This is a genomic window from Actinomadura macra NBRC 14102 (assembly GCF_001552215.1).
GTDB lineage: Bacteria > Actinomycetota > Actinomycetes > Streptosporangiales > Streptosporangiaceae > Spirillospora > Spirillospora macra.
Genome location: NZ_BCQT01000002.1, coordinates 49978 through 72180, shown reverse-complemented (window position 1 = coordinate 72180; position 22203 = coordinate 49978). Strand labels below are relative to the sequence as shown.

The 22203-nt window shown below is 69.7% G+C and carries 19 protein-coding genes; 16 read left to right on the top strand and 3 right to left on the bottom strand.

Annotated features, from left to right (window positions below):
- Positions 1-36: 36 nt before the first annotated feature.
- The 9 genes from AMA02S_RS01515 to AMA02S_RS01480 all read left to right on the top strand — a co-directional run bounded on the left by AMA02S_RS01515 (position 37) and on the right by AMA02S_RS01480 (position 8779).
- The gene (locus tag AMA02S_RS01515; RefSeq protein ID WP_067450346.1) at positions 37-1197 is read left to right on the top strand and encodes a TadA family conjugal transfer-associated ATPase; all 1161 of its coding nucleotides are present in this window, start codon (positions 37-39) and stop codon (positions 1195-1197) included.
- Positions 1194-1952, top strand: coding sequence for a type II secretion system F family protein (locus tag AMA02S_RS01510; protein WP_245667303.1), 759 nt, complete (start codon positions 1194-1196; stop codon positions 1950-1952). Before AMA02S_RS01515 ends, AMA02S_RS01510 begins: the two co-directional genes overlap by 4 nt.
- A gap of 1442 nt (positions 1953-3394) precedes the next feature.
- Positions 3395-3985, top strand: a complete 591-nt coding sequence (locus AMA02S_RS01505) for a type II secretion system F family protein (RefSeq protein ID WP_067450343.1) — start codon at positions 3395-3397, stop codon at positions 3983-3985.
- A 113-nt stretch (positions 3986-4098) separates the two neighbouring features.
- Positions 4099-4293, top strand: coding sequence for a DUF4244 domain-containing protein (locus AMA02S_RS01500; RefSeq protein WP_067450340.1), 195 nt, complete (start codon positions 4099-4101; stop codon positions 4291-4293).
- Between the two features lie 26 nt (positions 4294-4319).
- Positions 4320-4664, top strand: a complete 345-nt coding sequence (locus AMA02S_RS01495) for a TadE family type IV pilus minor pilin (RefSeq protein ID WP_067450337.1) — start codon at positions 4320-4322, stop codon at positions 4662-4664.
- A gap of 285 nt (positions 4665-4949) precedes the next feature.
- Complete coding sequence (locus tag AMA02S_RS44865) at positions 4950-5366, top strand: Rv3654c family TadE-like protein (RefSeq protein WP_157430316.1); 417 nt, start codon at positions 4950-4952, stop codon at positions 5364-5366.
- Between the two features lie 275 nt (positions 5367-5641).
- Positions 5642-6838 carry a hypothetical protein gene (locus AMA02S_RS41220; RefSeq protein ID WP_169806757.1) on the top strand — a complete coding sequence of 399 codons (1197 nt, stop codon included), beginning with the start codon at positions 5642-5644 and terminating at the stop codon, positions 6836-6838.
- 199 nt (positions 6839-7037) lie between these two features.
- Positions 7038-7418 carry a VOC family protein gene (locus AMA02S_RS01485; protein WP_084264420.1) on the top strand — a complete coding sequence of 127 codons (381 nt, stop codon included), beginning with the start codon at positions 7038-7040 and terminating at the stop codon, positions 7416-7418.
- Positions 7419-8410: 992 nt separating this feature from the next.
- Positions 8411-8779, top strand: a complete 369-nt coding sequence (locus AMA02S_RS01480; RefSeq protein WP_067450330.1) for a hypothetical protein — start codon at positions 8411-8413, stop codon at positions 8777-8779.
- A gap of 13 nt (positions 8780-8792) precedes the next feature.
- Here AMA02S_RS01480 and AMA02S_RS01475 read toward each other — a convergent pair whose 3' ends face one another.
- A complete protein-coding gene (locus tag AMA02S_RS01475) occupies positions 8793-11111 on the bottom strand; it encodes a DEAD/DEAH box helicase (protein WP_084264419.1) in 2319 nt (772 codons plus the stop codon).
- A 246-nt stretch (positions 11112-11357) separates the two neighbouring features.
- Between AMA02S_RS01475 and AMA02S_RS01470 the strand changes: the two genes are divergently transcribed.
- The 5 genes from AMA02S_RS01470 (at position 11358) to AMA02S_RS01455 (ending at position 16203) form a co-directional block, all read left to right on the top strand.
- Entirely contained in the window at positions 11358-11711 is a 354-nt protein-coding gene (locus AMA02S_RS01470) for an STAS domain-containing protein (RefSeq protein WP_026402937.1), read from the top strand.
- Positions 11712-11727: 16 nt separating this feature from the next.
- Positions 11728-12168 carry an ATP-binding protein gene (locus AMA02S_RS01465; RefSeq protein WP_067450326.1) on the top strand — a complete coding sequence of 147 codons (441 nt, stop codon included), beginning with the start codon at positions 11728-11730 and terminating at the stop codon, positions 12166-12168.
- 738 nt (positions 12169-12906) lie between these two features.
- A complete protein-coding gene (locus AMA02S_RS01460) occupies positions 12907-15354 on the top strand; it encodes a sodium-translocating pyrophosphatase (protein ID WP_084264418.1) in 2448 nt (815 codons plus the stop codon).
- A gap of 135 nt (positions 15355-15489) precedes the next feature.
- The gene (locus AMA02S_RS41215; RefSeq protein ID WP_157430314.1) at positions 15490-15663 is read left to right on the top strand and encodes a hypothetical protein; all 174 of its coding nucleotides are present in this window, start codon (positions 15490-15492) and stop codon (positions 15661-15663) included.
- Positions 15664-15735: 72 nt separating this feature from the next.
- On the top strand, positions 15736-16203 hold the full coding sequence (locus AMA02S_RS01455; protein ID WP_157430313.1) for a SixA phosphatase family protein: 468 nt from the start codon (positions 15736-15738) through the stop codon (positions 16201-16203).
- On the opposite strand, the gene AMA02S_RS01450 is transcribed toward AMA02S_RS01455, so the two are convergent.
- Positions 16178-18439: an FUSC family protein gene (locus AMA02S_RS01450; RefSeq protein WP_067450323.1), complete on the bottom strand. Its 2262-nt coding sequence runs from the start codon at positions 18437-18439 to the stop codon at positions 16178-16180. The genes AMA02S_RS01455 and AMA02S_RS01450 overlap by 26 nt on opposite strands.
- A 99-nt stretch (positions 18440-18538) precedes the next feature.
- On the bottom strand, positions 18539-20047 hold the full coding sequence (locus AMA02S_RS01445; RefSeq protein ID WP_067450321.1) for an MFS transporter: 1509 nt from the start codon (positions 20045-20047) through the stop codon (positions 18539-18541).
- A 103-nt stretch (positions 20048-20150) separates the two neighbouring features.
- Between AMA02S_RS01445 and AMA02S_RS01440 the strand changes: the two genes are divergently transcribed.
- Together AMA02S_RS01440 and AMA02S_RS43210 are read left to right on the top strand one after the other, a co-directional pair.
- A complete protein-coding gene (locus tag AMA02S_RS01440) occupies positions 20151-21029 on the top strand; it encodes a helix-turn-helix transcriptional regulator (protein ID WP_067450318.1) in 879 nt (292 codons plus the stop codon).
- Positions 21030-21265: 236 nt separating this feature from the next.
- The gene (locus tag AMA02S_RS43210; RefSeq protein ID WP_067450316.1) at positions 21266-22192 is read left to right on the top strand and encodes an NsdA family TPR-like regulatory protein; all 927 of its coding nucleotides are present in this window, start codon (positions 21266-21268) and stop codon (positions 22190-22192) included.
- The last annotated feature ends 11 nt before the right edge of the window (positions 22193-22203 follow it).

Below are 22203 nucleotides of genomic sequence, written 5' to 3'. Positions count from 1 at the left end.
CCGTGCCAGCGGGTCCCAAGCTCACGGAGGTGTGAGATGACGCGGCTCTCCGATGCCGTACGTGACCGTCTTGCGGACACGGGAGATGAGCCCACGGCCGGACGGGTCGCGGCGGCGCTGCGCGCCGAGGAACGGATGCTCGGGGACCGCGAGATCCTGACTCTGGCCGAGGAGATGCGTGCCGAGTTCGTCGGAGCCGGGCCACTGGAGCCGCTGTTACGTTCCCCGGATGTCACGGACGTTCTGGTGAACGGGCCGAACGAGGTCTGGGTGGATGCGGGAGGCGGCCTGGTCCGCGCTTCCCTGCGTTTCCAGGACGAGGCCACCCTCCGCCGTCTCGCCCAACGACTCACCGCCGCCGCAGGACGTCGCCTCGATGACGCTTCCCCCTACGCCGATGCGCGGCTTCCCGGGGGAGTCCGGCTGCACGCCGTCCTTCCACCTGTCGCAGCGTCCGGCACCTGCCTCTCGCTACGCCTCCCCCGGCGACGCGCCTTCACCCTCGACGAACTGATCCAAACCGGCACCGTCCCACCGGAAGGCGCGGCGCTGTTGGCGGCTCTCATCAAGACCCGCGCCGCGTTCCTCATCACGGGCGGGACAGGCACTGGCAAGACCACCCTGCTCAGCAGCCTGCTCAGCCTGGCCGACCCCGCCGAACGGCTCCTCCTGGTGGAGGACTCCGCCGAACTAAGGCCAGATCATCCCCATGTGGTCCGTCTGGAGGCCCGTCCACCGAATGTTGAGGGCGCGGGAGGAGTCACCTTGAACGACCTCGTCCGCCAAGCGTTGCGCATGCGCCCCGACCGTCTGGTCGTCGGAGAGGTACGCGGGTCAGAGGTGGGCGTGCTCCTGCAGGCGCTGAACACCGGCCACGAAGGAGGATGCGGGACGCTCCACGCCAACACGGCCGCGGACGTTCCGGCCCGTCTGGAGGCGCTGGCCTGTGCCGCCGGGCTCAGCCGTGAGGCCGTGCACAGCCAACTCGCCGCCGCCCTCGACATCGTCGTCCACCTCGTCCGGGAACCGGGCGGCGGCCGCCGACGCGTGGCGGAGATATGCCTGCTGCGCCGGGCCGCCGACGGCCTGGTCGGAGTGGTCCCCGCCGTGGCGTTCACCGCGGACGGCGAGATGATCGCGGCCGCCGGCGAGCACGCCCTCGCAACCCGCCTGCCAGGCCACTGGAGGACTCCATGATCAACGCGACCGGCTTCGTGGTGCTCTTCTCCTCAGCCTCTGTATGGATGCTCCTGTCGCCGTCCCCTACCGCCCAGCGCCTTGACCGCCTGTTCGCCCCGACGAAACCACCGGCCAGGACCACCCTCAAAACCACGATCGAGGACTTCAGAGAACGCAGGAGCCGCCCTCAACGCTGGCGCACCGCGGTGATCGAACTCTGCGACGGCATGGCGGCCGAGCTCGCCGCCGGCCGCACACCGCACGAAGCCTTCAGAATCACTGCCATCGTCCTCGACCCGCACATGTCCACGACACTCCTGAACGCCCCGCGCCCGCCACCAGATATGGACATACCCGCTCACCTGGAGGTCCTGGCGGCACGGCCAGGCGCCGAGGGGCTCCGCCTCTTGGCGGCCTGCTGGCGCATCGGCTCCGAACGCGGCGGCACCTTGGCCACAGTCCTGGACGGACTGGCCGCCGCTCTCCGCGATGAGGAAGCCCAGCGCCAAGACGTGGCCGTCCAACTGGCCGGCCCACGCGCCACCGCACGGCTCCTGGCGGCGCTGCCTTTGCTCGGCGTCGGGATGGCCGCAGCTCTGGGCGCGCATCCGGTGACCTTCCTCTGCGGCTCCCTCCCTGGCCTCGCCTGCCTGTTCACCGGCGTGGCCCTGAACGCAACGGGTCTCTGGTGGACACGTCACCTGGCCAGATCGGCCGAAGTTCCCACACGTCCTCCAAGAAAGGCAGCCAAAGCAGGCCAGACTCGCTCCTAGGTTGTGATTAAGTCCCGCCCCAGAGAAACCCGCCCGGCGGCTCACCCCTCGACCATGCACCCGTGACCAGGACCGTGTTCATCGCAGCCCAGCCCGGGGCCTCGCCTGGCGGTTGGCTTCTCGACCGTGGCAGTAAGAACGGGGCCGTGTTTACCGCAAGCCTTGCCCGGAGACTCGCCAGGCGGTTCACCCCTGGGCCGTGGCCAGGTGGTTCACCCCTGGGCCGTGCTGTGCGGGCGGGCTGTGTTCATTGCAGCCCGGTCCGGGGCTCGCCTGGTGGCTCATTCCGCGACCGTGCTCGTGCGACCGCGACATCGCTTCACGATCTGGCCTGCGCGGCTCGCATCCGGCTCTGCCCAGCGTGGTAGCGCGCCCGCGTGATGCTTGAGGCCACTGAGACAGCCCAGGTGTGTTTCGTGTGGGGCTGATTGCATCGAGCGAGGGCATTCTCGACCGGTTGGACGATGATGCGGGCGAGATCCCAGGCCAGCGGTGTCACCCTCGCCAAGGGCCGGTCAGAGAGCAAACCGCAGGCGAGACCTCTGGCCCGCTGGAACACGGTCTGAACCTGACTGACCACGGAACTTCGAGGCAAGCCGCCGACTACTCACCCGGGAGCAGCTTGGACACGTCCACCAAACGCGGCTCCCGAAATCACTTACCTCAGCGCATTCAGCAAGGTATTACTGACCGCCCGTGACGGTCGCATATTGAAGTCGGGGAGATGCAGAAAGTATTCGATTCTTGTATCCCAGGACGAGCACGCGTCGTGCGTCCACAAGACAGGCCGGACGGACGAGTCCCTGGAGCGGCGAGGCGGGACGAATTCAAAGCAGCTGAGTAGGGCGCCGTTCCCAGGACGGCCCTACGACGGAATGCCATGTCGGTCGGAAGCCGACGTGGTCGGGAGGGATAAACCCGCCGGAGGTGAGCGGTGTGGGAGTCGACCGATGGACGAGAGGGGCACAAGGCTCCGTGCCCCGAACGACTTCGTCCGTCATGTCTCACGTGTCCGCCGGTCGCCTCTCACTCACCGGTTCCAGCTCACCAGTTTTGGAGATGCGATGACAGTGCTCGTGACTGTTCTGTGTGCCGCCGTGGCGGGCTTCCTCGCGCCGAAGGGAGTCGGTGCCGCCACGCGGCGGCTGGTCGATCAACTGCCCCGGGCGTCGTCGAGCCATGCAGCTTCCCGAAGACCACCCAGGCGGTGGCGCGTAGGGCAGGCCGAGTGCTGCCGGGCCCATGAAGGACGGTTACGAGCCTGCCCGCACACCGCGCAAGGTCAGGAGCGGCGCTCCACAGAGAACAGGTGCGCTGCTGATCAAGTGGGTCAGAGGGCAGGCGGTGGGAGGGCGGCGGCTTCTGGTCGCCCCGGTAGGGGCGGCTCGGTGACAGGTGTTGCCAGGTGCCACCAGAAGGAGGCTGAGCGACGTGACCGCCTGATGCGGCGTGCCGCATCAGGAGCGGCAGGTCTGCTGTGCATCGTGGTGTTCGGCGGCCCGCTCGGGGTCGTGGTCGGCGTCCTCGTCGGCCTGGCGGTCTGGCACTCGTTCAGTCGGCTGGGGAACGCTGAACGTAAGCGGGAACAGGCACGGCTCGTCGCCGACCTGCCCGTGGCCGTGGACCTCCTCGCCGCCTGCCTTCGAGGCGGAACACCTTGGCATGACGCGGTCGACGCGGTCGCTGACGCCGTCGGTGGCCCGCTCGGGGACGAGTTGCGTGGCGTCGCCGTCCAGATCAGGCTCGGTGCCGATCCGACCGAGGCGTGGTTGGCGCTGGCGAAGGAGCCGGTGCTGGCGCCGCTGGCGCGCGCCGCGATCCGCGGAGTGTCCAGCGGAGCCGCGCTCGCCCCGTCCCTTGGGCGCCTCGCCCGAGACCAACGAAGAGTCGCGCAGACGGCTGCCGCCGCACAGGCACGCGCCGCGGGCATACGTGCGCTCGCTCCGCTGGGCCTGTGCTTCCTGCCCGCCTTCGTGCTCCTCGGAGTGGTGCCGGCGATCGCCGGGATCGCCTCGACGATCCTCCTTCCTTAACGCTGCGGAGGTTATCCACAGAATGACGTTCGCCTGTTGTTGGGGGACGCAGCACCGCAGGCTTGCGTATGGACGCGTCCAGACGTCCGTGAACAGGCAAGGAAGGAGGCGTCATGCAGGTGATAGACGCGGTGGTGCAGCGATGGCGCAGGACGGACCGAGAAGAAGGCATGTCCACTGCGGAGTACGCGGTCGGCACCATCGCCGCGGCGGCGTTCGCCAGTCTGCTCTTCAAGATCGTCACGAGTTCGGAGGTGAGGACCATGCTGACAGGAGTGATCAAAAGGGCCCTCCAACTCGCGAGCTGAGTGATCGCGCCGAGCGCGAGCGGGGGATGGCGACGGTTGAGATAGCCATGGCACTGCCGGGCCTGGTCCTGATCATGGCGCTGGCGCTATGGGGGGTGAGGGTCGCGTCCGTCCAGCTCACCTGTACGGACGCTGCTCGGAGCGGTGCGCGAGCGGGTGCACGAGGGGAGTCCCTGTCCGCTGTGCGTGACCTGGTCGTGAGAGCCGTACCCGCCGGGGCGACGGTAAGGGTGTGGCGCAATGCGGCGACGGTGCAGGTCGATGTCTCCGCCGAGGTCCAAGCGCCCGCAGCGGCCGGACTACCTCCTTTGATCGTCCAGGCTCACGCCGTCGCTGCGACCGAGCCGGGCGTCCCAGAGGCCGAGGGCTGACAGTCGCGTCTTCGGCGGTCACCAACCGCCGAAGACGCGCCCTTGCAGGCGTCGATGCTGCTCCCGCGGACAAGAACTGGCCCCTCGCGTGTTCGCGATGCTTCCCGGCCGACGGTGCAACGGCGATGGGGGAGGAACTCGTCGTGGTGGCTGGGCTGGCGGATGAGAGCTGAGCCGGTGCTGGAGCAACCGAGTTGTCGTGAAGGGGGGCTGCGCGTTCGGGGGCGACCGGTATTGCGGCTAGGGAGGTACGGAGCAATCGGTACGAGTCACTGAGGGGGTGTGATGCGGAAGTGGTCGCAGGCCGGAGAGCGGGATCGAGGTGCTGGAACGCTGTGGGTGTTGGCCTTCACCGCGATCATCTGGTTGGGCGGAGTGACCGCGATGGCCATCGGCGGAGTACGGGCGGCGCGGCACCGGGGGGACGCTGCCGCTGATCTCGCGGCGCTGGCGGGCGCGGCGCGGGTGCCGGACGGGGCCGGAGTCGCGTGTGCCAGCGCCCGAAGCATCGCGGCCGAGTCCGGGGCTCGGCTGATGCGGTGCGCGATCGAGGGACGGGTGATTGACGTCTCGGTGACGTTGACAGTGAGAGTGCCTCTTGGGATCGATGCTGTCCGTGTCGTATCCCGGGCTAGGGCTGGTCCCGTCGGACAGGAGAGCGTAGCCTGGCGCAGCACCACTCGTTGCACTGAGTGTCAATAGGGTCGAGAGGGGTGTGGGCAGCACGGACGTGGCTCTGGAGTCGCTTTGTCATCGAGTTGTGACTTTTGCTACCGGCTAGTACGTTACGCTGCCCTAAGCCCACGGTGAACACTCGACACGGTGGCCGCAATGGCCCCTCCTCCTCAAATCGCCCACGGTAGGAACTGGTGGGACGAAGCGGGAACGCGACTGTCGGCACGTTGTTCGATGAAGGGATTGAGGACGTGATCATCGTTCGCAGGATCGGTGCAGTCGCCCTCGCGACTCCCCTTGCGATGAGCTTCCCGGTTCTCACCGCGCTTCCCGCGCAGGCTGCCACGACCAGCGTTCTGGCCCCTGCCAATGGGGCGGTCATCACCAGCGGTTCCACAGTGACGGCCAGAGCCCATTTCGACTTCGCGCTCAGGATGCAGTTGCGCGTCGACGCCCCCGGAACCGGCGACAGGGTCCTCAAGGAGAGCGGCTGGGCAGGCGATATGTCTGCGTCCGTCCAACTGCCCAGGAACGGCAAGTACAGGGTCTATCTGAAGGGCTTGCCGACCGGTCACGTCTACGACTCCAATCTCTTCACCGTTCGTATCCCGCCCGCCGCTCCCAGCGGTGTGTCCGCGCGGGTCTCGAGCAGCAAGCTCATCGTGAAGTGGAACCTCGGTCTTGAGGAAGACCTGAACGGCTACGCGCTGTCGGGGTCCGGAGTCAGTTCCAAGTCGGGCTCCGTCGGCTCCCTCTGCTCGGGGACGAGCTGCTCCGCCAGCCTGCCGTTGACCCGGTCGAACGGTCCCGTCTCGGTGGGAATCCGAGCGAAGCGCTCCAACGGGGACGGCGGCTCTGTGTACTCGGGCACGGCCTCGGCCAGTGCAATGGTGAGCAGTGGAAGTACTGGTTCGCTGCCGTCCGGGTCAGCGCCGTCACTCCCTGGTGGTGCCGCGTCACCTAGCGGCAGTACTCCGCTGACACCGTTCAACAACGAGTCGCCGGTCACGTTGCCTTCGGTGCAACCCGATGGTGCGACGCCTGGCTTCACCTACCCCACGCCGCAGATCGCCGGGTCACCGAGGGCCCAGAACGTCGCGGGGACCGACCGTCTGCAGTGGGGCAAGAGCGTCGGCATCGCACTCGTCCTGCTGATCGTTGCGGCGCACCTCGGCACCTGGACACGCCACATGCGCGTTGCTCAAGCAGGGACGAGCAATTTCGGCATGGCGGCCCGCATCGCACGTAGTGGAAGCGGCCGCAAGCGGGTCAGCAAGGCGCGCCAGAAGATCGCGCGCGCCGAAGCCCTCGCCAAGACGGTGCCGGTGAAGCCGGTCGAGGCCAAGCCGCCCGCGTCCAAGCCCGGCGGGAAGGCCGGCCGTCGGCCCGCGACTCTCGGCAAGGGCTCCGGTGGCGTCAGCGTGCGGATCGCCGCGCCCGCCTCCGAGGAACCGGGCAGCGGGAGCCGGCACACCGGGCGCGGCCGTCGTCGCAAGTGATCTGGTCAACCGATTGAACCGATACGCCTCCCGAGAGGGCGAGCGGGTGGTCGAGCAACGGTCATGCCCGGCCGCCTCGTCAGGGTCCGAGATCTTTCGCCCGTGCTGGCCTCGTTTGGTACGGTCGCCGGGTTGTTTTCGCTGTTGGGAGCCATGAGGGTTTGCGAGTGGCCTTCCCAACCCCAGGGAGGTTGCGTTAATGGCATGTCGTATCAGTGAGCTCGTGCTCGGTTGCCGCGATCCTGAGGTGCTGACGCGGTTCTGGTGCGAGGTCCTGGACTTCGTCGTGCTCAGTCGCGAGGACGATGGCTCGGTGGAGATCGGGCCGCGCGAAGGGTTCGGTGGCCCGCAGCCGACGATCATCCTCAGCCGCAGGGACGAGCCGGAGAAGGGGAAATCCCGGCTGCACATCGATGTCAACGCCACTGACCGCGACCAGGACGCCGAGCTCGAACGTCTTTTGCAACTCGGCGCTCGCCCAGCCGACATCGGTCAGACGGGGCAGGAGCAGTGGCATGTCCTTACCGACCCCGAGGGCAACGAGTTCTGCCTGCTCAAGGCCCGTCTCAAGCCACTCTGAAACTCTTCGAGACTCTTCGGTCACGCCTCGACAACAGGTACTCCGGGTCTACTGCGCAGTCCGGTGTGGCGGGCTTGTTGTGATTGTGAAGCATCTGAGGGCTTCGGCTGAGGGCTCGCCGATCAAGAAGAACCTGAACACCGCCGACCTCATGGGCACCCTCGCGGTGACGAGGCGGCTTGACCTGATCGATGAGCGGTTGGCGTGGCCGGAACCGCTGTTGTCTTTGCCCCCACGATCGGCTCGGCCGTCGGTGTCGACGAAACGGCATCTCATTGACGGGATCGGGCGGTGGGCGCGGTGCGGTTTGCCCTGGCGGATCGGCTGGGAAGTCAGTGGCCTCAATGAGCGCCCGGGCGCACCAGCACGTCGGTGAGCGCCCGCCGACGCCCCAGCCAGCAGTAAAGCCGCCCGGTGGCCTGTCGATCGAACCCGAAGGCCACGGCCCATCGACGTCCCGCGCACCGGCGCAGGCCGTGGTCGTCACCTCCTCCCTGCTGTGTACTGCGCTCTACGCGTTGCGGATTTGCGTACTTCTCCACGCGATCGTGGTGCTCCGTGCGTCGCCGTCTCGCTATACGTCCTGCTGTTCGTCGTCTGTGTTGTCTGGTCGCTCACGCTGTTGCCTGTTGCGTGTTACCTGTTGCCCGCCCGGGGTGATGGGTCCGCGGCCGGTGGCCTATGAGCCCGTAGGCCGGCGGCTGGTTGCCCGGATGCCGTTGCCTGTTGGCCGTTGGGTTGACTGTGGCCCTTGTCTGCGGGCCCCGGCGGCCTGTTGGCCGTGGGCCGTTGGCCCGGGCTCTGTTGCTGTGCAGGTAGAGGGGCGATTGTTGTTTGTGGTCCCTTGTTGGGGTGCGGGGTAGTGGCTGACGGGTTCGGGGGAATGGGCGGGGATGGCGGGTGGCGACTGGTATGTCCACGGTCTAGGCTGCCTTGCCAGTCGGATCCCCGGATCCCCGGATCGCCCGGCAAATGGAGAGGAGAGCCTCCACATGATCTTCCTGGGGTTGGTCATCGCGCTCGCCGCTGTTGTGGTGGGGACGGCTGTCGTGCTGGACAACACGGGCGGGGCCCAGTTGACGGTGTTCGGCGACAGTGTGCCGGGGGTTACTGACCAGTGGCATATCTTCATGGCCGGTGCCGTGGTGGCCATCGTCTTCATGGCCGGGACCGGTGTGGCGGCGCTCGGGTTCAAGCGGGCGATGAGCATGCGCCGGGAGTTGAGGGACCTGCGGGACGAGCATCAGGAGTCGTTGCAGACGCTGGAGTTGGAGAGGCGCAAGCTGCAGCAGGCACTCGCGCAGGCGCGGCGTGGGCTTGATGAGCCGTCGGTCCCCGCTCAGCGGGTCGCCCCGAGCTAGGCACCCTGGGGCGTCACGTTCCGGTGTTCGGGGCCTCGGCCAGGAGGACTGCCAACAAGTCCAAGGCGCCGTGTTTGTCCAGCGGGTCGTTGCCGTTGCCGCATTTGGGTGACTGGATGCAGGACGGGCAGCCCGACTCGCATTCGCAGGAGGCGATGGCGTCTCGGGTCGCGCGGAGCCATTCGGACGCGTCCGCGTAGCCGCGTTCGGCGAAACCGGCGCCGCCCTCGTGGCCGTCGTAGACGAAGACGGTGAGCAGACCGGTGTCGGGGTGGACGGCGGTGGAGACGCCGCCTATGTCCCAACGGTCGCAGGTGGCGAAGAGGGGGAGCAGACCGATCGAGGCGTGCTCGGCGGCGTGGGCGGCGCCGGCGAGGTCGAGGTCGCCGAGGGCGTCGATCTGGGTCTCGGAGAGCGTCCACCAGACCGCGCGGGTGCGGAGGGTGCGGGGTGGAAGGTCCAGGGGTTTCTCGCCGAGCATCTCGCCGGTCTGTAGGCGCCGCATCTGGTAGGCGACCACCTGGCGGGTGACCTCGACCGTGCCGAAGCGGAGGGTGGCCTCGCCCCAGGAGGTGGAGCGGAGCCGTTCGGCGATGGTGATGTCGGTGACGTCGCGGGCGGTGGTGGAGTAGTCGGGTTCCGCCGGTTCGACGAGGGCGACGGAGTCGTCCAGGTCGAGGGTCTGGACGACGAACGAGTCGCCTTGGTGGATGTAGACGGCGCCCTCGTGGACGGTGGTGTGGGCGGACGCCTCGTCCACGGTCCCGAGCAGGCGTCCGGTCATGGCCTCGACGACCTGGATGGGAGCGCCGCCCGCGCCGCGGATGTCGGCGAGGTCGGCGGCCCTGTCGCGGCGCGTCCAGTACCAGCCCGCCGGACGGCGCCGGAGGAACCCGCGGCGGACGAGATCGGGCAGGAGATCGGCGGTCGCCGGGCCGAAGAGGGGGAGGTCGTCCTCGGTGAGGGGCATCTCGGACGCGGCGGAGCACAGGTGGGGTTCGAGGACGTACGGGTTGTCGGGGTCCAGGACGGTGGCCTCGACCGGTGTCCCGAAGATCGCCTCGGGGTGGTGGACGAGGAAGGTGTCGAGGGGGTCGTCCCGGGCGACGAGGACGGAGAGCGCGGCCTGTCCGGAGCGTCCGGCGCGGCCTGCCTGTTGCCAGAGGGACGCGCGGGTGCCGGGCCAGCCGCAGACGAGGACGGCGTCGAGACCGGAGACGTCCACGCCGAGTTCGAGTGCGTTGGTGCTGGCCAGGCCGACGAGATCGCGGGAGCGCAGGGCGGCTTCGAGGGCGCGGCGCTCTTCGGGGAGGTAGCCCGCGCGGTAGGCGGCGATCTGGTCGGCGAGGTCGGGGGAGACCTCGTGCAGCGCGCGCTTGGCGCCGAGCGCCACCGACTCGGCGCCGCGGCGGGACCTGACGAAGGCGAGGGTCTGGACGCCCTCGACGACGAGGTCGGCGAGGAGATCGCCCGCCTCGGCGGTGGCCGTCCGGCGGACGGGGGCGCCGTGCTCGCCGCGCAGCTCGGTGAGCGGCGGTTCCCACAGGGCGAACGTGGCCGGGCCGCGAGGGGAGGCGTCGTCATCGACGGCGACCACGTCCAGCCCGGTGAGGCGGGACGCGGTGGTCGCCGGTTCGGACGTGGTGGCCGAGGCGAGGATGAAGGCCGGGTCGGCGTGGTAGCGCGCGCAGAGGCGGCGCAGGCGGCGCAGGACGTGGGCGACGTGCGATCCGAAGACGCCTCGGTATCCGTGCGCCTCATCGATGATCACGTACCGCAGGCGGCGCAGGAAAGAGGACCAGCGCGCGTGGGCGGGCAGGATCGACCGGTGCAGCATGTCCGGATTGGTGAGGACGTAGTTGGCGTGCTGGCGGACCCATGTCCGCTCGTCCCGGGGGGTGTCACCGTCGTAGGTCGCGGCACGTATGCGGGTGAGACGGAGCGCGCGGAGTGCGCGGAGCTGGTCCGCGGCGAGGGCCTTGGTGGGCGACAGGTAGAGGATCGTCCCCTCGCGGTGGTGATTCTCCTCCCCTGCGTAGATCGCGGCGACGGAAGGCAGCAGGTAGGCAAGGGATTTGCCGGAAGCGGTCCCTGTGGCGATGATCACAGAGCGTCCGGTCCACGCGTGTTCGGCCGCGTCGGCCTGGTGCTTCCAGGGGGCCTCGATGCCCTGCGCGGCGAGCCGTTCGACGAGCAGCGGCGGCGCCCACTCCGGCCATGCCGCGCGGCGGCCCTCACGTGCGGGAACGTTCTCCACGTGGGTGATGCGGTCGCGGCGCGTGGGGTCGGCGAGCAGCCTGTCGAGGGGGGTGCGGGATCTCTGGGCGGCCATCAGGTTTTCAGTTTGCCAGCCGGGGCAAAACAACGGGAACGCCCCGACGCCGGAGCGCCCGTCCCCCTGCCCTGACCCGTTAGATCAGCAGGTCAGACGGGATGGCGCGAACTTTCGCCCGAGTGGGCGATAACGTGCGTGTACGGCGCCGGAGCGTGGTTGAATCACGGCTAAGTCTCGCTGACCGAACGCCGCTCCGGCGTGGAAAAGCGAGATCAGATTGTGCTGCACGGCGCTGGAGGATTTGTGGACCTGAAGGTGAACGACTACACCACTGACGATGGCCTCACCGTCATCAACGTGGAGGGCGAGATCGACGTCTACACGGCGCCGAAGCTTCGCGAGAAGCTCATCGACCTGGTCAACAAGGGGAAGTTTCACCTGCTCGTGGACATGGAGAAGGTAGAGTTCCTCGACTCGACCGGGCTCGGTGTCCTGGTCGGTGGGCTGAAGCGGGTGCGCGCCCACGACGGCTCCCTGGAACTGGTGTGCACCCAGGAGCGCATCCTCAAGATCTTCCGTATCACGGGGTTGACCAAGGTCTTCGGCATTCACGACTCGATCGCCGATGCCGAGGAGAAGCGCAAGGGCGCCAAGTAGTCGGCCGGAAGCAGAGATGGCGACCGTTGAACTGTCCTTCAGTGCGCTGCCCGTCCATGTCCGGACCGCCCGACTGATCGTGACCGCCGTGGCCCGTCGTAGTGGCGTCGCCGAGACGCTGCTCGACGAGGTCAGGCTTGCGGTGGGGGAGGCGTGCTCGCGCGCCGTGGAGGCGCACCGCCGGCACTGCCCGGACGAGCCGGTACGGCTCGAGCTGAGCGGCGCCGACGGCCGCTTCGAGGTCACGGTGAACGACACCGTTCCCGGTGACGACGCGGCGGGCGGCATCCCCTCGATCGAGGACGCGGAGGAGTACGAGTACGGCCTCGGAGAGGCCACCGCGGAGCTGGGACTGGCCGTCATCGCCGGGCTCGCCGACGACGTGGAGATCGAAGCCACGCCCAAGGGGGTCCAGATACGGATGAGCTGGCCGGCCGAAGCCGAGGCGACGATCTGACCCGCGCCCCGTCCAGACGCGACCGAAGGCCCCGCCCACCGGCGGGGCCTTTGTCATGCCCGGCTTGAGCCGTCGGACTCTGCGGCGCGGAGCGCGCCGCTTCCGGCCACGCCGTGGACGTGTGCGTGGGTGGGGTGTTGCCGGGCGCCTGGGGTGGTCGTTCGGAGGGGGCCGGACGGAGACGGCGGTTCTCGGGTGTTCCCGGTGATCGAGGCATCGCGGGTAATCGGGTTCCGGGGCGAGGATGCGCGGCTGGACGGGACCCTCGCGGTGGGCTGAGGGCGTGTCCTGGTGGTGGACGAACGGGCGGAGAACCCGGGTGCGGGCGGCGTCGGCGGGTGTGGGATCTTCTTGTGGTTGATCTCGATCTGACTTGATTTGGGTCTAGACATTTTCTGTGTTAATGCCTAGCTTAAATAGCGGACGCCGAGGGACCGGGTGCGGCACCCGGCGGTGTCGATCTGTCAAGCTATCCGCTAGGTAAGAAGATGCTGACTTGCGCTGACCTGCGGTAACAATCACCCACAGCACTTAAAGGTCAATTTCCGGCGTAACGCACATTGCTTTTCCGTGACATCTTTGTAAGGGATGTCGCGGCCTTCTCATTCGCGTGCGGCCTGCGTAGACTCCCGGCACCCGCGCTGCCGTGCGAGGCGTTCGAAGTCATGACTCGCGGGGTACGCGGTAAAGATCGTCTTTTGACGGTCGAGAGCGCAACGCCCCTGTCGAGGAGGACGGATGTCTGGGCTTTCCCTGTCAAGCCCGGCCAGCGCAGAAGTGGATCTCGGCGGCGGCGACCTCACCCTGGTCGTCGTCGTCGCCGTGATCGCACTGTTGGCACTGGCCGTCGCCGCAGGTCTGGTACGCGATGTGCTGGCCGCGGGTCAGGGCACCGAGAAGATGCAGGAGATCGCGCGGGCGATCCAGGTGGGCGCGAGTGCCTACCTGAAACGCCAGTTCCGCACGGTCGGCGTCTTCGTGGTGCTCATCCCGCTTGTTCTGCTGCTACTGCCGGCCGACTCGACGTCCGAACGAATAGGACGGTCGGTCTTCTTCGTCATCGGTGCGATCTTCTCGGCCGTCACCGGGTTCACCGGCATGTGGCTGGCGGTCCGGGGGAACGTCCGGGTCGCCGCCGCCGCCCGCGAGGCGGGCGGCGAGAAGACGGCGATGCGCATCGCCTTCCGCACCGGCGGCGTCGCCGGGATGTTCACCGTCGGGCTCGGGTTGTTCGGTGCGGCGGTCGTCGTCCTCGCCTACAAGGGGGACGCGCCGAAGGTGCTGGAGGGCTTCGGTTTCGGCGCCGCGCTGCTGGCGATGTTCATGCGTGTCGGCGGTGGCATCTTCACCAAGGCCGCCGACGTCGGCGCCGACCTCGTCGGCAAGGTCGAGCAGGGCATCCCCGAGGACGACCCGCGCAACGCCGCGACCATCGCCGACAACGTCGGTGACAACGTCGGCGACTGCGCCGGGATGGCCGCGGACCTGTTCGAGTCGTACGCGGTGATGCTTGTCGCGGCGCTCATCCTGGGCACCGCGGCGTTCGGTACCGAGGGCCTGGTGTTCCCGCTGATCGTGCCGATGATCGGCGTGGTCACCGCGGTGATCGGGATCTTCGCCGTCACACCCCGCGATGGCGACCGTTCCGGCATGTCCGCCATCAACCGGGGATTCTTCATCTCGGCGATCATCTCCGCGGTGCTGGTGGCCATCGCCGCCTTCGCCTACCTGCCGTCGTCGTTCGCGGACCTGTCCGGCGTCACCGACCCCGAGATCCGGGCGCTGGACGCCGATCCGCGCTGGGTGGCACTCGGCGCAGTGATCATCGGGATCGTGCTGGCCAGCGCGATCCAGCTGCTCACGGGCTACTTCACCGAGACCAACCGCAAGCCCGTCCAGGAGGTCACCGGCAGCGCCCGGACCGGCCCGGCGACCGTCATCCTCTCCGGCATCTCGCTCGGCCTGGAGTCGGCCGTCTACACCGCGCTGGTGATCTGCGCGGCGGTGTACGGGGCGTTCCTGCTCGGGTTCGGCAACACCACCGTCGCGCTGTTCGCGGTGGCGATGGCCGGTACCGGGCTGCTCACCACCGTCGGTGTGATCGTCTCGATGGACACCTTCGGGCCCGTCTCCGACAACGCGCAGGGCATCGCCGAGATGTCCGGCGACGTCCAGGGCGAGGCCGCGGGCGTGCTGGAGCGGCTGGACGCGGTCGGCAACACCACCAAGGCGATCACCAAGGGCATCGCCATCGCGACGGCGGTGCTGGCGGCGACCGCGTTGTTCGGCTCGTTCCGGACGACGGTCGTGTCGGCGCTCGCCGACGCCTCGGCGGACGCCAGGGACGCGCTCGGCGACTTCAAGGTGTTCAGCCTGTCGATCGACAACCCGAACGTGCTGATCGGGCTGATCATCGGCGCGGCCGTGGTGTTCCTGTTCTCCGGGCTGGCGATCATGGCGGTCGGCCGGGCGGCGGGACGGGTCGTGGTGGAGGTGCGCGAGCAGTTCCGCACCAAGCCCGGGATCATGAACTTCACCGAGAAGCCCGACTACGACCGGGTCGTGGACATCTGCACCCGGGACGCGCAGCGCGAGCTCGCCACTCCCGGACTGCTGGCGATCATGACACCGATCGCGGTCGGCTTCGCGCTCGGGTACGCGCCGCTCGGCGCGTTCCTGGGCGGCGCCATCGCGGCCGGCGTGCTGATGGCGGTGTTCCTCTCCAACTCCGGTGGTGCCTGGGACAACGCCAAGAAGCTCGTCGAGGAGGGCCATCTCGGCGGCAAGGGCAGCGAGGCGCACGAGGCCACGGTGATCGGTGACACGGTCGGTGACCCCTTCAAGGACACCGCCGGCCCGGCGATCAACCCGCTCATCAAGGTGATGAACCTGGTCGCACTGCTCATCGCGGACGCGGTCGTCACCTACGCGGGCAACACCCCGCTGCGCATCGGCGTGACGGTCGTGTCCGTCGGCATCGTGGTGGCCGCGATCACCGTCTCCAAGCGGCGCGCCGACCCGATCGCCGAGCAGGCCGCCGACGAGGCCGGGTCGTCCGGTTCCGTCGGGGGCGGGACGGCCGGGGGCGGTGCGGTCGAGGCACCGGAGGAGGCGACGGTGGCCGCCGAGACCGGCGGCGCCGAGGCCGAACCTGCCGGCGAGGGTTCGACGGCGAAGAAGGGCTGACCGTTCGGGCACCGGCCGGCGACGGCCGGTGCCCGTCCAGACCCTGGGGCCGGTGGCTTTCCGAGCCGCCGGCCCTTTCGCGTGCCGTCCTCCGGGGGCGCGTACGGGACGCGCGGGGGTGGTCGTACGCTGTACGTGGACAGGCGGGACGGCCCCGAATGCGGCCGGACGCAGAAGATCGGGAGGTGCGCGGTGGCGAGCGGCGGAAAGCCGACGATGTCCGGGCCCAAGGGCTTCGCGCTCGTGCTCGGCGGGATGCTCGGCATCATGCTCGTGCTCTGGACCCTGGCGGCGCTCGTAGCACCGTGATCCGCGTCGCTCGTGGCGACATGGTGTGAGCCGCCGGCCGAGTCCTCGGGCCGGGATTGAATAAAATAAGCCATGCCCACGCTCATCGTGCTCCGCCATGCCAAGGCCGTCGCCGGCCTGGGAATACCCGACGTCGACCGCACCCTCACCGACCGGGGGCGCCGCGACGCGGCCGCAGCCGGTGAGTGGTTGCGCGCGAACGATCTCGTCCCAGACCGTGTCCTGTGCTCCATCGCCGCGCGGACGCGCGAGACGCTTGAGCGCCTGGAGGTCGGCGGGGACGTGCACTTCGAGGCGCGGATCTACGACAACGACCCCGGCGACCTGCTCGCCCTCGTGAACGAGACGCCCGATGACGTGGGCAGGCTCCTGCTCGTCGGGCACAACCCGTCCGTGCACGAGCTCGTCCACAACCTGACCGGGCAGGCGCCCGACGCGTTTCCGACATGTGCGCTGGCCGTGATCGGGTTGCCGGACGGGTGGGGGGACGCCCGTCCCGGGGCGGGCACGCTCGTCACGACGCGGACGCCGAAGGGCTGACGGCGGACAGGGCGCCGTCGATGAGACGTCCCGTGTCGCGGCGCAGCGACCGGATCGTGTAGCGGGTGCCGGAGACCTGGAGGAGGGCCTGCCGGAGTGGGGTGAACTCGTCCCGGTCGACGCCCGCCTTGATCTCGGCGCGGCGCCGCCGGGTGAGCGTGGACAGGTAGTCGTCGAGGGCGGCGAGTTCCTCCTCCAGCTCCTGGACGGGCGAGGAGGCGTCCGGCGCGTCCTCGCCGGGCGGTTCCTCCAACGCGGTGGCGGCCTCCTCCAGCTGGTCGGCGAGGCGGTCGAGGATCTCGGGGACGGGCCCGGTGTCCACGGCCTTCTCCCGGGACATCCGCGACACGGCGATCAGGTGGTCACGGACGCGGTGCGCGGTCCGGACGACCGTCTTCAGGCGGGTGATCAGCTCGGTGTCGGGCAGCCGCTCGTGACCGAGGCGCCGCGCGGCCTCCTCGACGGCCTCGGCGGCCTGCTCGGCGGAGACGACCTTCTCGTGCGGCAGCCGGACGCGCTCGCCGCCGATCACGTCCGCCGTGGCCCGGACGAGGTCGGCGTGCTGGGACAGCAGCCGGCCGAGCTTGACCGGCAGCCGCTCGCGGTGCCCGGTGGGCCACAGCAGCCGGACGGCGAGGAACGACAGGAGCGTCCCGGCGAAGGTCAACGCGATCCGTTCGCCGGCGGTGCGCCAGTCGGCGGGGGTGGAGAAGTCCAGCAGCATCATCGTCAGCGGCGTCCCGAACAGCGCCCAGTAGACGAAGTTCACCGGCCGCAGCGCGAACCCCGCCAGCGCGAAGCAGAAGATGGTCAGCACGATGACGGGCTGGTCGGGGGCCAGCGTCAGCAGCAGCGCGGCGATGACGGACCCGGCCGCGGTGCCGCCGACGCGCTGGACGAGGTTCTCGACGGTCTCGCTGTAGCTCGCGCGCAGGCTGAGCATCGCCGTGATCGTCATCCAGTGCCCGTGCGGGAACTTCAGCGCGGCGGCGAGCGCCATCGACACCAGGGCCGTCACGAACACCCGTGCCACCTGCCGGAACCGCGGCGACCGTGTCCGTACGGCCTTCCGGAGCCGTTCCAGGTCCGACATCGGGTGCAGCGCGTCGGGCATCCGGGGCGGACCGAATCCAAGGCGCAGCCCGCCCGCGATGATCCGCCGCGCGGACGCGACCTCACCGGCGATACGGTCGACCGACCGTCGCACCTGTCCGATCAGCGAGACCGCCACGAGGTCCTCGTCGCCGGCGAGGCCGGCGCGCCTGATCTGCTCGACCGCCCGGCCGAGCCGCCGCACGGCCGCGGACTCCTCCCCGCCGAGCGGCGCCTCCCCCGCGGTCTCGATCGCGCCCGCCAGCAGCCGCAGCCGCGCCGCTAGCGCGGACACGGCCGTCTGGGTCTCCAACTGCCATTCCCGGTCCGGCGGATAGTTGCGTGCCGCCTCCAGGACGGCCTGGAGCGTGACCGTCTCGTGCAGGATGCGCGACAGCGCGTCGATCAGCCGTTCCGGACGCGTCGGATCGCTGCGGCCCCGTTCCGTCCGGTACAGCCTGAACGTGGCGCGCGCCGCGGTAAGGGCCTCGGACGCGGCGCGCCGGCACTCCTCCCAGTCGGGTTTCCGGGTGACGGCCAGCAGGTCGGGGTTGGTGAGTTCGACGTCCTCCAGCGGACTCGGGTCCGGCGCCCCGACGTCCTGCGCCACGGCGTCCAACGCCTGCGCGACGCTGTGGGCGGCCTCGGTGAGCGCCGTCCGCAACGGTCGCAGCCGCCGTGCCGGCCAGGGCGCCAGCAGCAGCCCGGCGGTGAGCAGCCCGCCGATCAGCTCCAGCACACCCGTGCCGATCACGTCGTCGGACGGCGGCCGGATCGCGCTGAGCAGCACCGCGAGGCCCGCCGTCGCCCCGATCCGCGGGACCGCGACCCCGAGCGCGATGAGCGGCGGCACCACGATCACGGTGGACCAGGTGTGGCCGGCGAGGGCCCCGCCGACCCCCGCCCCGACCGCGACCATGAGCACGCCCACGGCCAGGTGCCGCGCCTTCGCCCCGTACGGCCCCTCCGGCGCCCGCAGCGCCACCAGGTAGGCGCCGAGCGCGATCATCGACCCCTGCGTCGCGTGCCCGGCCAGCGCCCCGACCAGCAGCGGCACCGCGATGGCGACGGCGGCGGCCAGCCCGTAGAAGGGCGCCGTCTGTCCGTTGATCTGGGCGTACGCCTTCCGCGCACGCTTGAGCACCGCGCCTCCGTTGCTAGTGGCCGCTACGAGATCACCCGTACCCACCGGCCCCGCCGGCGCACCGGAGGACCCGCGAGCAGTGCGCCACCCCGCCACGGCTCACCGAACGATACTTCGCTCATCGGCGCCTCGGAGCACACCGGTATCGCCCGTACCGGGAAGCGTCCTCGGTATCCAGCGCAGGGTGAGGACGCCGAGCGCGCCATGGAGGATGCCGGCGGTGACGGCGGCGGCGTGCAGACCGGTGACGAAGGCGCCCTTCGCGTCGCCGACCATCGCGGGCGCGAGGCCGGGGATCTGGAGCGTCTCGTCCAGGGTGCCGGCGAGATCCGGCCCCTGGAGCCGGAAGAGCAGGGCGGCGAGCGAGCCGAGGAGCGCGATGCCGAGGGCGTTGCCGATCTCGTTGCTGGTCTCGGCGATCGCCGCCGCGGACCCGGCGCGCTCGGCGGGCACGGCGGCGACGGCCGTGTCGGCGACGACGCTGAAGGAGATGCCGTACCCGACGCCGGCGATGACGGTGGACGCGACGTACCAGCCGATCCCGCTGGAGGAGCCGGTGGGCAACAACAGGAACAGACCCAGGGCAACGCAGATATGGCAGGTGACGAGCGCAACCCGCTTGCCGAGACGTCCGACCAGCGCCGGTGTGACGATGCAGGTCACGGTGAGCACGGCGGCGCCGGGGAGCGCGAGGAACGCCGCGTCCAGGACAGACAGCCCAAGGCCGGACTGGAGGTAGACGCCGGAGAGATAGGCGGTCGCCGACCACGCGACGAGGGGTAGCAGCCCGGTGATGACCGCGATCGTGAACACGCGGTCGCGGAACAGGCGGAAATCGATCAGCGGGTGCTCAAGCCGGCGTTGCCGCCGGACGAACCACCCGAGAGCGGCGGCGCCGATGGTCCCCGCGACACCGGAGGCGATCGCCGGCCCGTCCGCGGCGGTGTGCTTGATCGCATAGACGGTCAGCAGGAGACCTCCGGCGGAGAGCAGGACGCTCACGGCGTCCACCCGACCCGGCCGCGTGCCGCGCACCTCGCGGAGCAGGATCGGGGCCAGCAGAAGGAACCCCAGGACCACGGGAAGATTGATCAGGAAGACCGATCCCCACCAGAACCTGCTCAGCAACTGTCCCCCGACGACCGGGCCGATCGCGAACCCGGCCGCGAAGGTGGCCGCGAAGATCCCGATCGCCGTCGCCCGCCGCCGCGGATCGGTGAACAACTCGCTGAGCACCGCCAGCGCCGACGGCAACAGCGTGGCCCCGGCCACACCCATCAGCGCACGGAAGGCGATCAGCGGTCCCGGGCCGGACGCGAACGCCGCCCCCGCCGAGCCGGCGCCGAACACCGCCGCGCCGATCATCAGCAACCGCAGCCGGCCGTACCGGTCGCCGATATTGCCGAACGCGATGAGCAGGGACCCGACCGCGAACCCGTAGACGTCCAGGATCCACAGGGCCTGGTCGGCGGTCGGGGACAGAGCCTCAGTGATCTTGGGCATCGCCAGGAACAGCACCGAACCGTCCATCGCCACCAGCAACACCGGGCCGAGAACCACCAGCAGGCCGAGCCAGGCCCGCAGGCCGGGCGAGTGAGGAGCGTTCATGACCCCGACAGTGCGGCGCCGTCCACCGGGCGACCAGACCCGCGTCATGGGTACACCTGGCAGGGACACCTAGGCCCCGGCCGTGCCGCCTACGCTCGAAGCCATGGAGCTGGAGAGCCTCGGGGCGTACATCAAGAACCGCCGCGACCGGGTCACGCCCGCCGACGTCGGGCTGCCTACCTACGGCACCGCCCGCCGCGTACCGGGCCTGCGCCGCGAGGAGCTCGCCCAGCTGGCCGGCGTGAGCGCCGGCTACTACACCCGGCTGGAGCAAGGCCAGGCCGGCACCGCCTCCCGGCAGGTCCTCGACGCGCTGGCCCGCGTGCTCCAGCTCGATCCGACCGAAACCGCCCACCTCCACAACCTCGCCCGCCAGCCCACCGCCCCTCGCCTGGCCCGCCCCCGACCTGAGAAACCGCACCCACGAGTACTGGCGCTCCTGGCGTCCCTGGACGAGACCACCCCCGCCCTCGTGCTCGGCCGCCGCGGCGACATCCTGGCCTGGAACCGCATAGGACACGCTCTCCTCGCCGAACATGTCGACTTCGACGCCCCCCACGACCTCGCGCGACGGCCGTCCGTCCCCCGGATGTTCTTCCTCGACCCCCTGGCCCGCGACCTGCATCAGAACTGGGACGAACTCGCCCGCATCCACGTCGCCTACCTGCGGCTCACCGCGGGCCGGTACCCCACCGACGCCCGGCTGGCCGAGCTGATCGGCGAACTCTCCATGCGCAGCGCCGACTTCGCCGCCCTGTGGCCAGCCGGCGACGTCGCGGACTGCACCGTGGGCACCATGCACCTACGGCACCCGACCGTCGGCCGCGTCAGCGTCGACTACCAGGTATGGCTCCAGCCCGACAGCCCCGACCACCGTCTGGAGATCTACACGCCCCACGACCCCGTCTCGGCAGACGCCCTACGGCTCCTGTCGACGCAAGCAGCCGATCAACCACTCCGCGAGCCCACCCCACCGACCTGAGCCCCGAGCCACGCGTCGGCGTGCGGATGCTCGATGCCGAAAAGGGTGCCTGCGACACCCATCTCCCGGTGCGGTACGAGTTGTCCTCCGTCACTATCAGCGCGTCTGCGCCAGGAGCGGGAGGCGCCACCGTACTGGTCGCGCGCCGAGCTGGCGCGGCGCCTGCGGGCCGCCGCCGATCCGCGCGACTGCGCCAACATGCCGCATGTGCCCAGCCTGACCGACATGATCAAACAATGGAGGCGGGCAAGTGGCTGCCCAACCCCCGCTACCGCGCCTTGTATGCACGCGTGACCGGCACGAGGGAGGCCGAACTGTTCGGACCGGATGAACCCGCTCTGGACAGCGCGCACTCCCCTGCGCGGCCCGTGCCGGGGGACGTCGCTGACGCGGTCACGACTGTGGAACTCGCGCGTCGGTTACGGCTCTCCGACGTCGACACGGCCACCCTCGAAACCCTCGCCGCCGTCACCGGCTCGCTGTGCACGCAGTACGCCTACCGGCGCCCGGACGAGCTGCGAGCCGAAGCGCAACGATGGTTCGTCTACGTCGTCGAGCTGCTCGGCAAGCGGGTGGGCCTGTACGAGCACCGCGAGCTTCTGGTGACGGCGGGATGGCTGGCGCTGTTGATCGGATGCGTGGAGTACGACTCCGGGCTCGCCGTGGCCGCCGAGAGCACCCGCCTCAGCGCCCTGCAACTGGGCGCGGGGCACTCTGAGATCACCGCGTGGGCCCTGGAGATGGCCGCCTGGTTCGCTCACACCCTTCGGGAACCCGACCAGACCGTGAGCTACGCCGAAGCCGGTCAGGACGCGGCGCGCTCCGCCGGGGTGGCCGTCCAACTCGTGGCGCACGAGGCGCGCGCCCTGGCGCGCATGGGCAAGGTCAACGGCGTCCATGAGGCTCTTGAGCGTGGCCACACCCTTCTGTCGCGGATGCCGCGCCCGTCCAACCCTCGTCACCCCTTCGTGGTTGACCCGGACAAGTTCGACTTCTACGCGGTGGACGCCTACCGGGTGGTGGGTGTTAACGATCGCGCCGCCGCCCATGCCACCGAGGTCCTGCGCACCGGCCGTGGTCCGGGCGGCGAGGACCTTGCCCCTATGCGTATGGCCGAGGCGCGCATCATCCTTGCCGCCGTAGCCGCGCGCGGGCGACCTTGACGAAGCCGTCC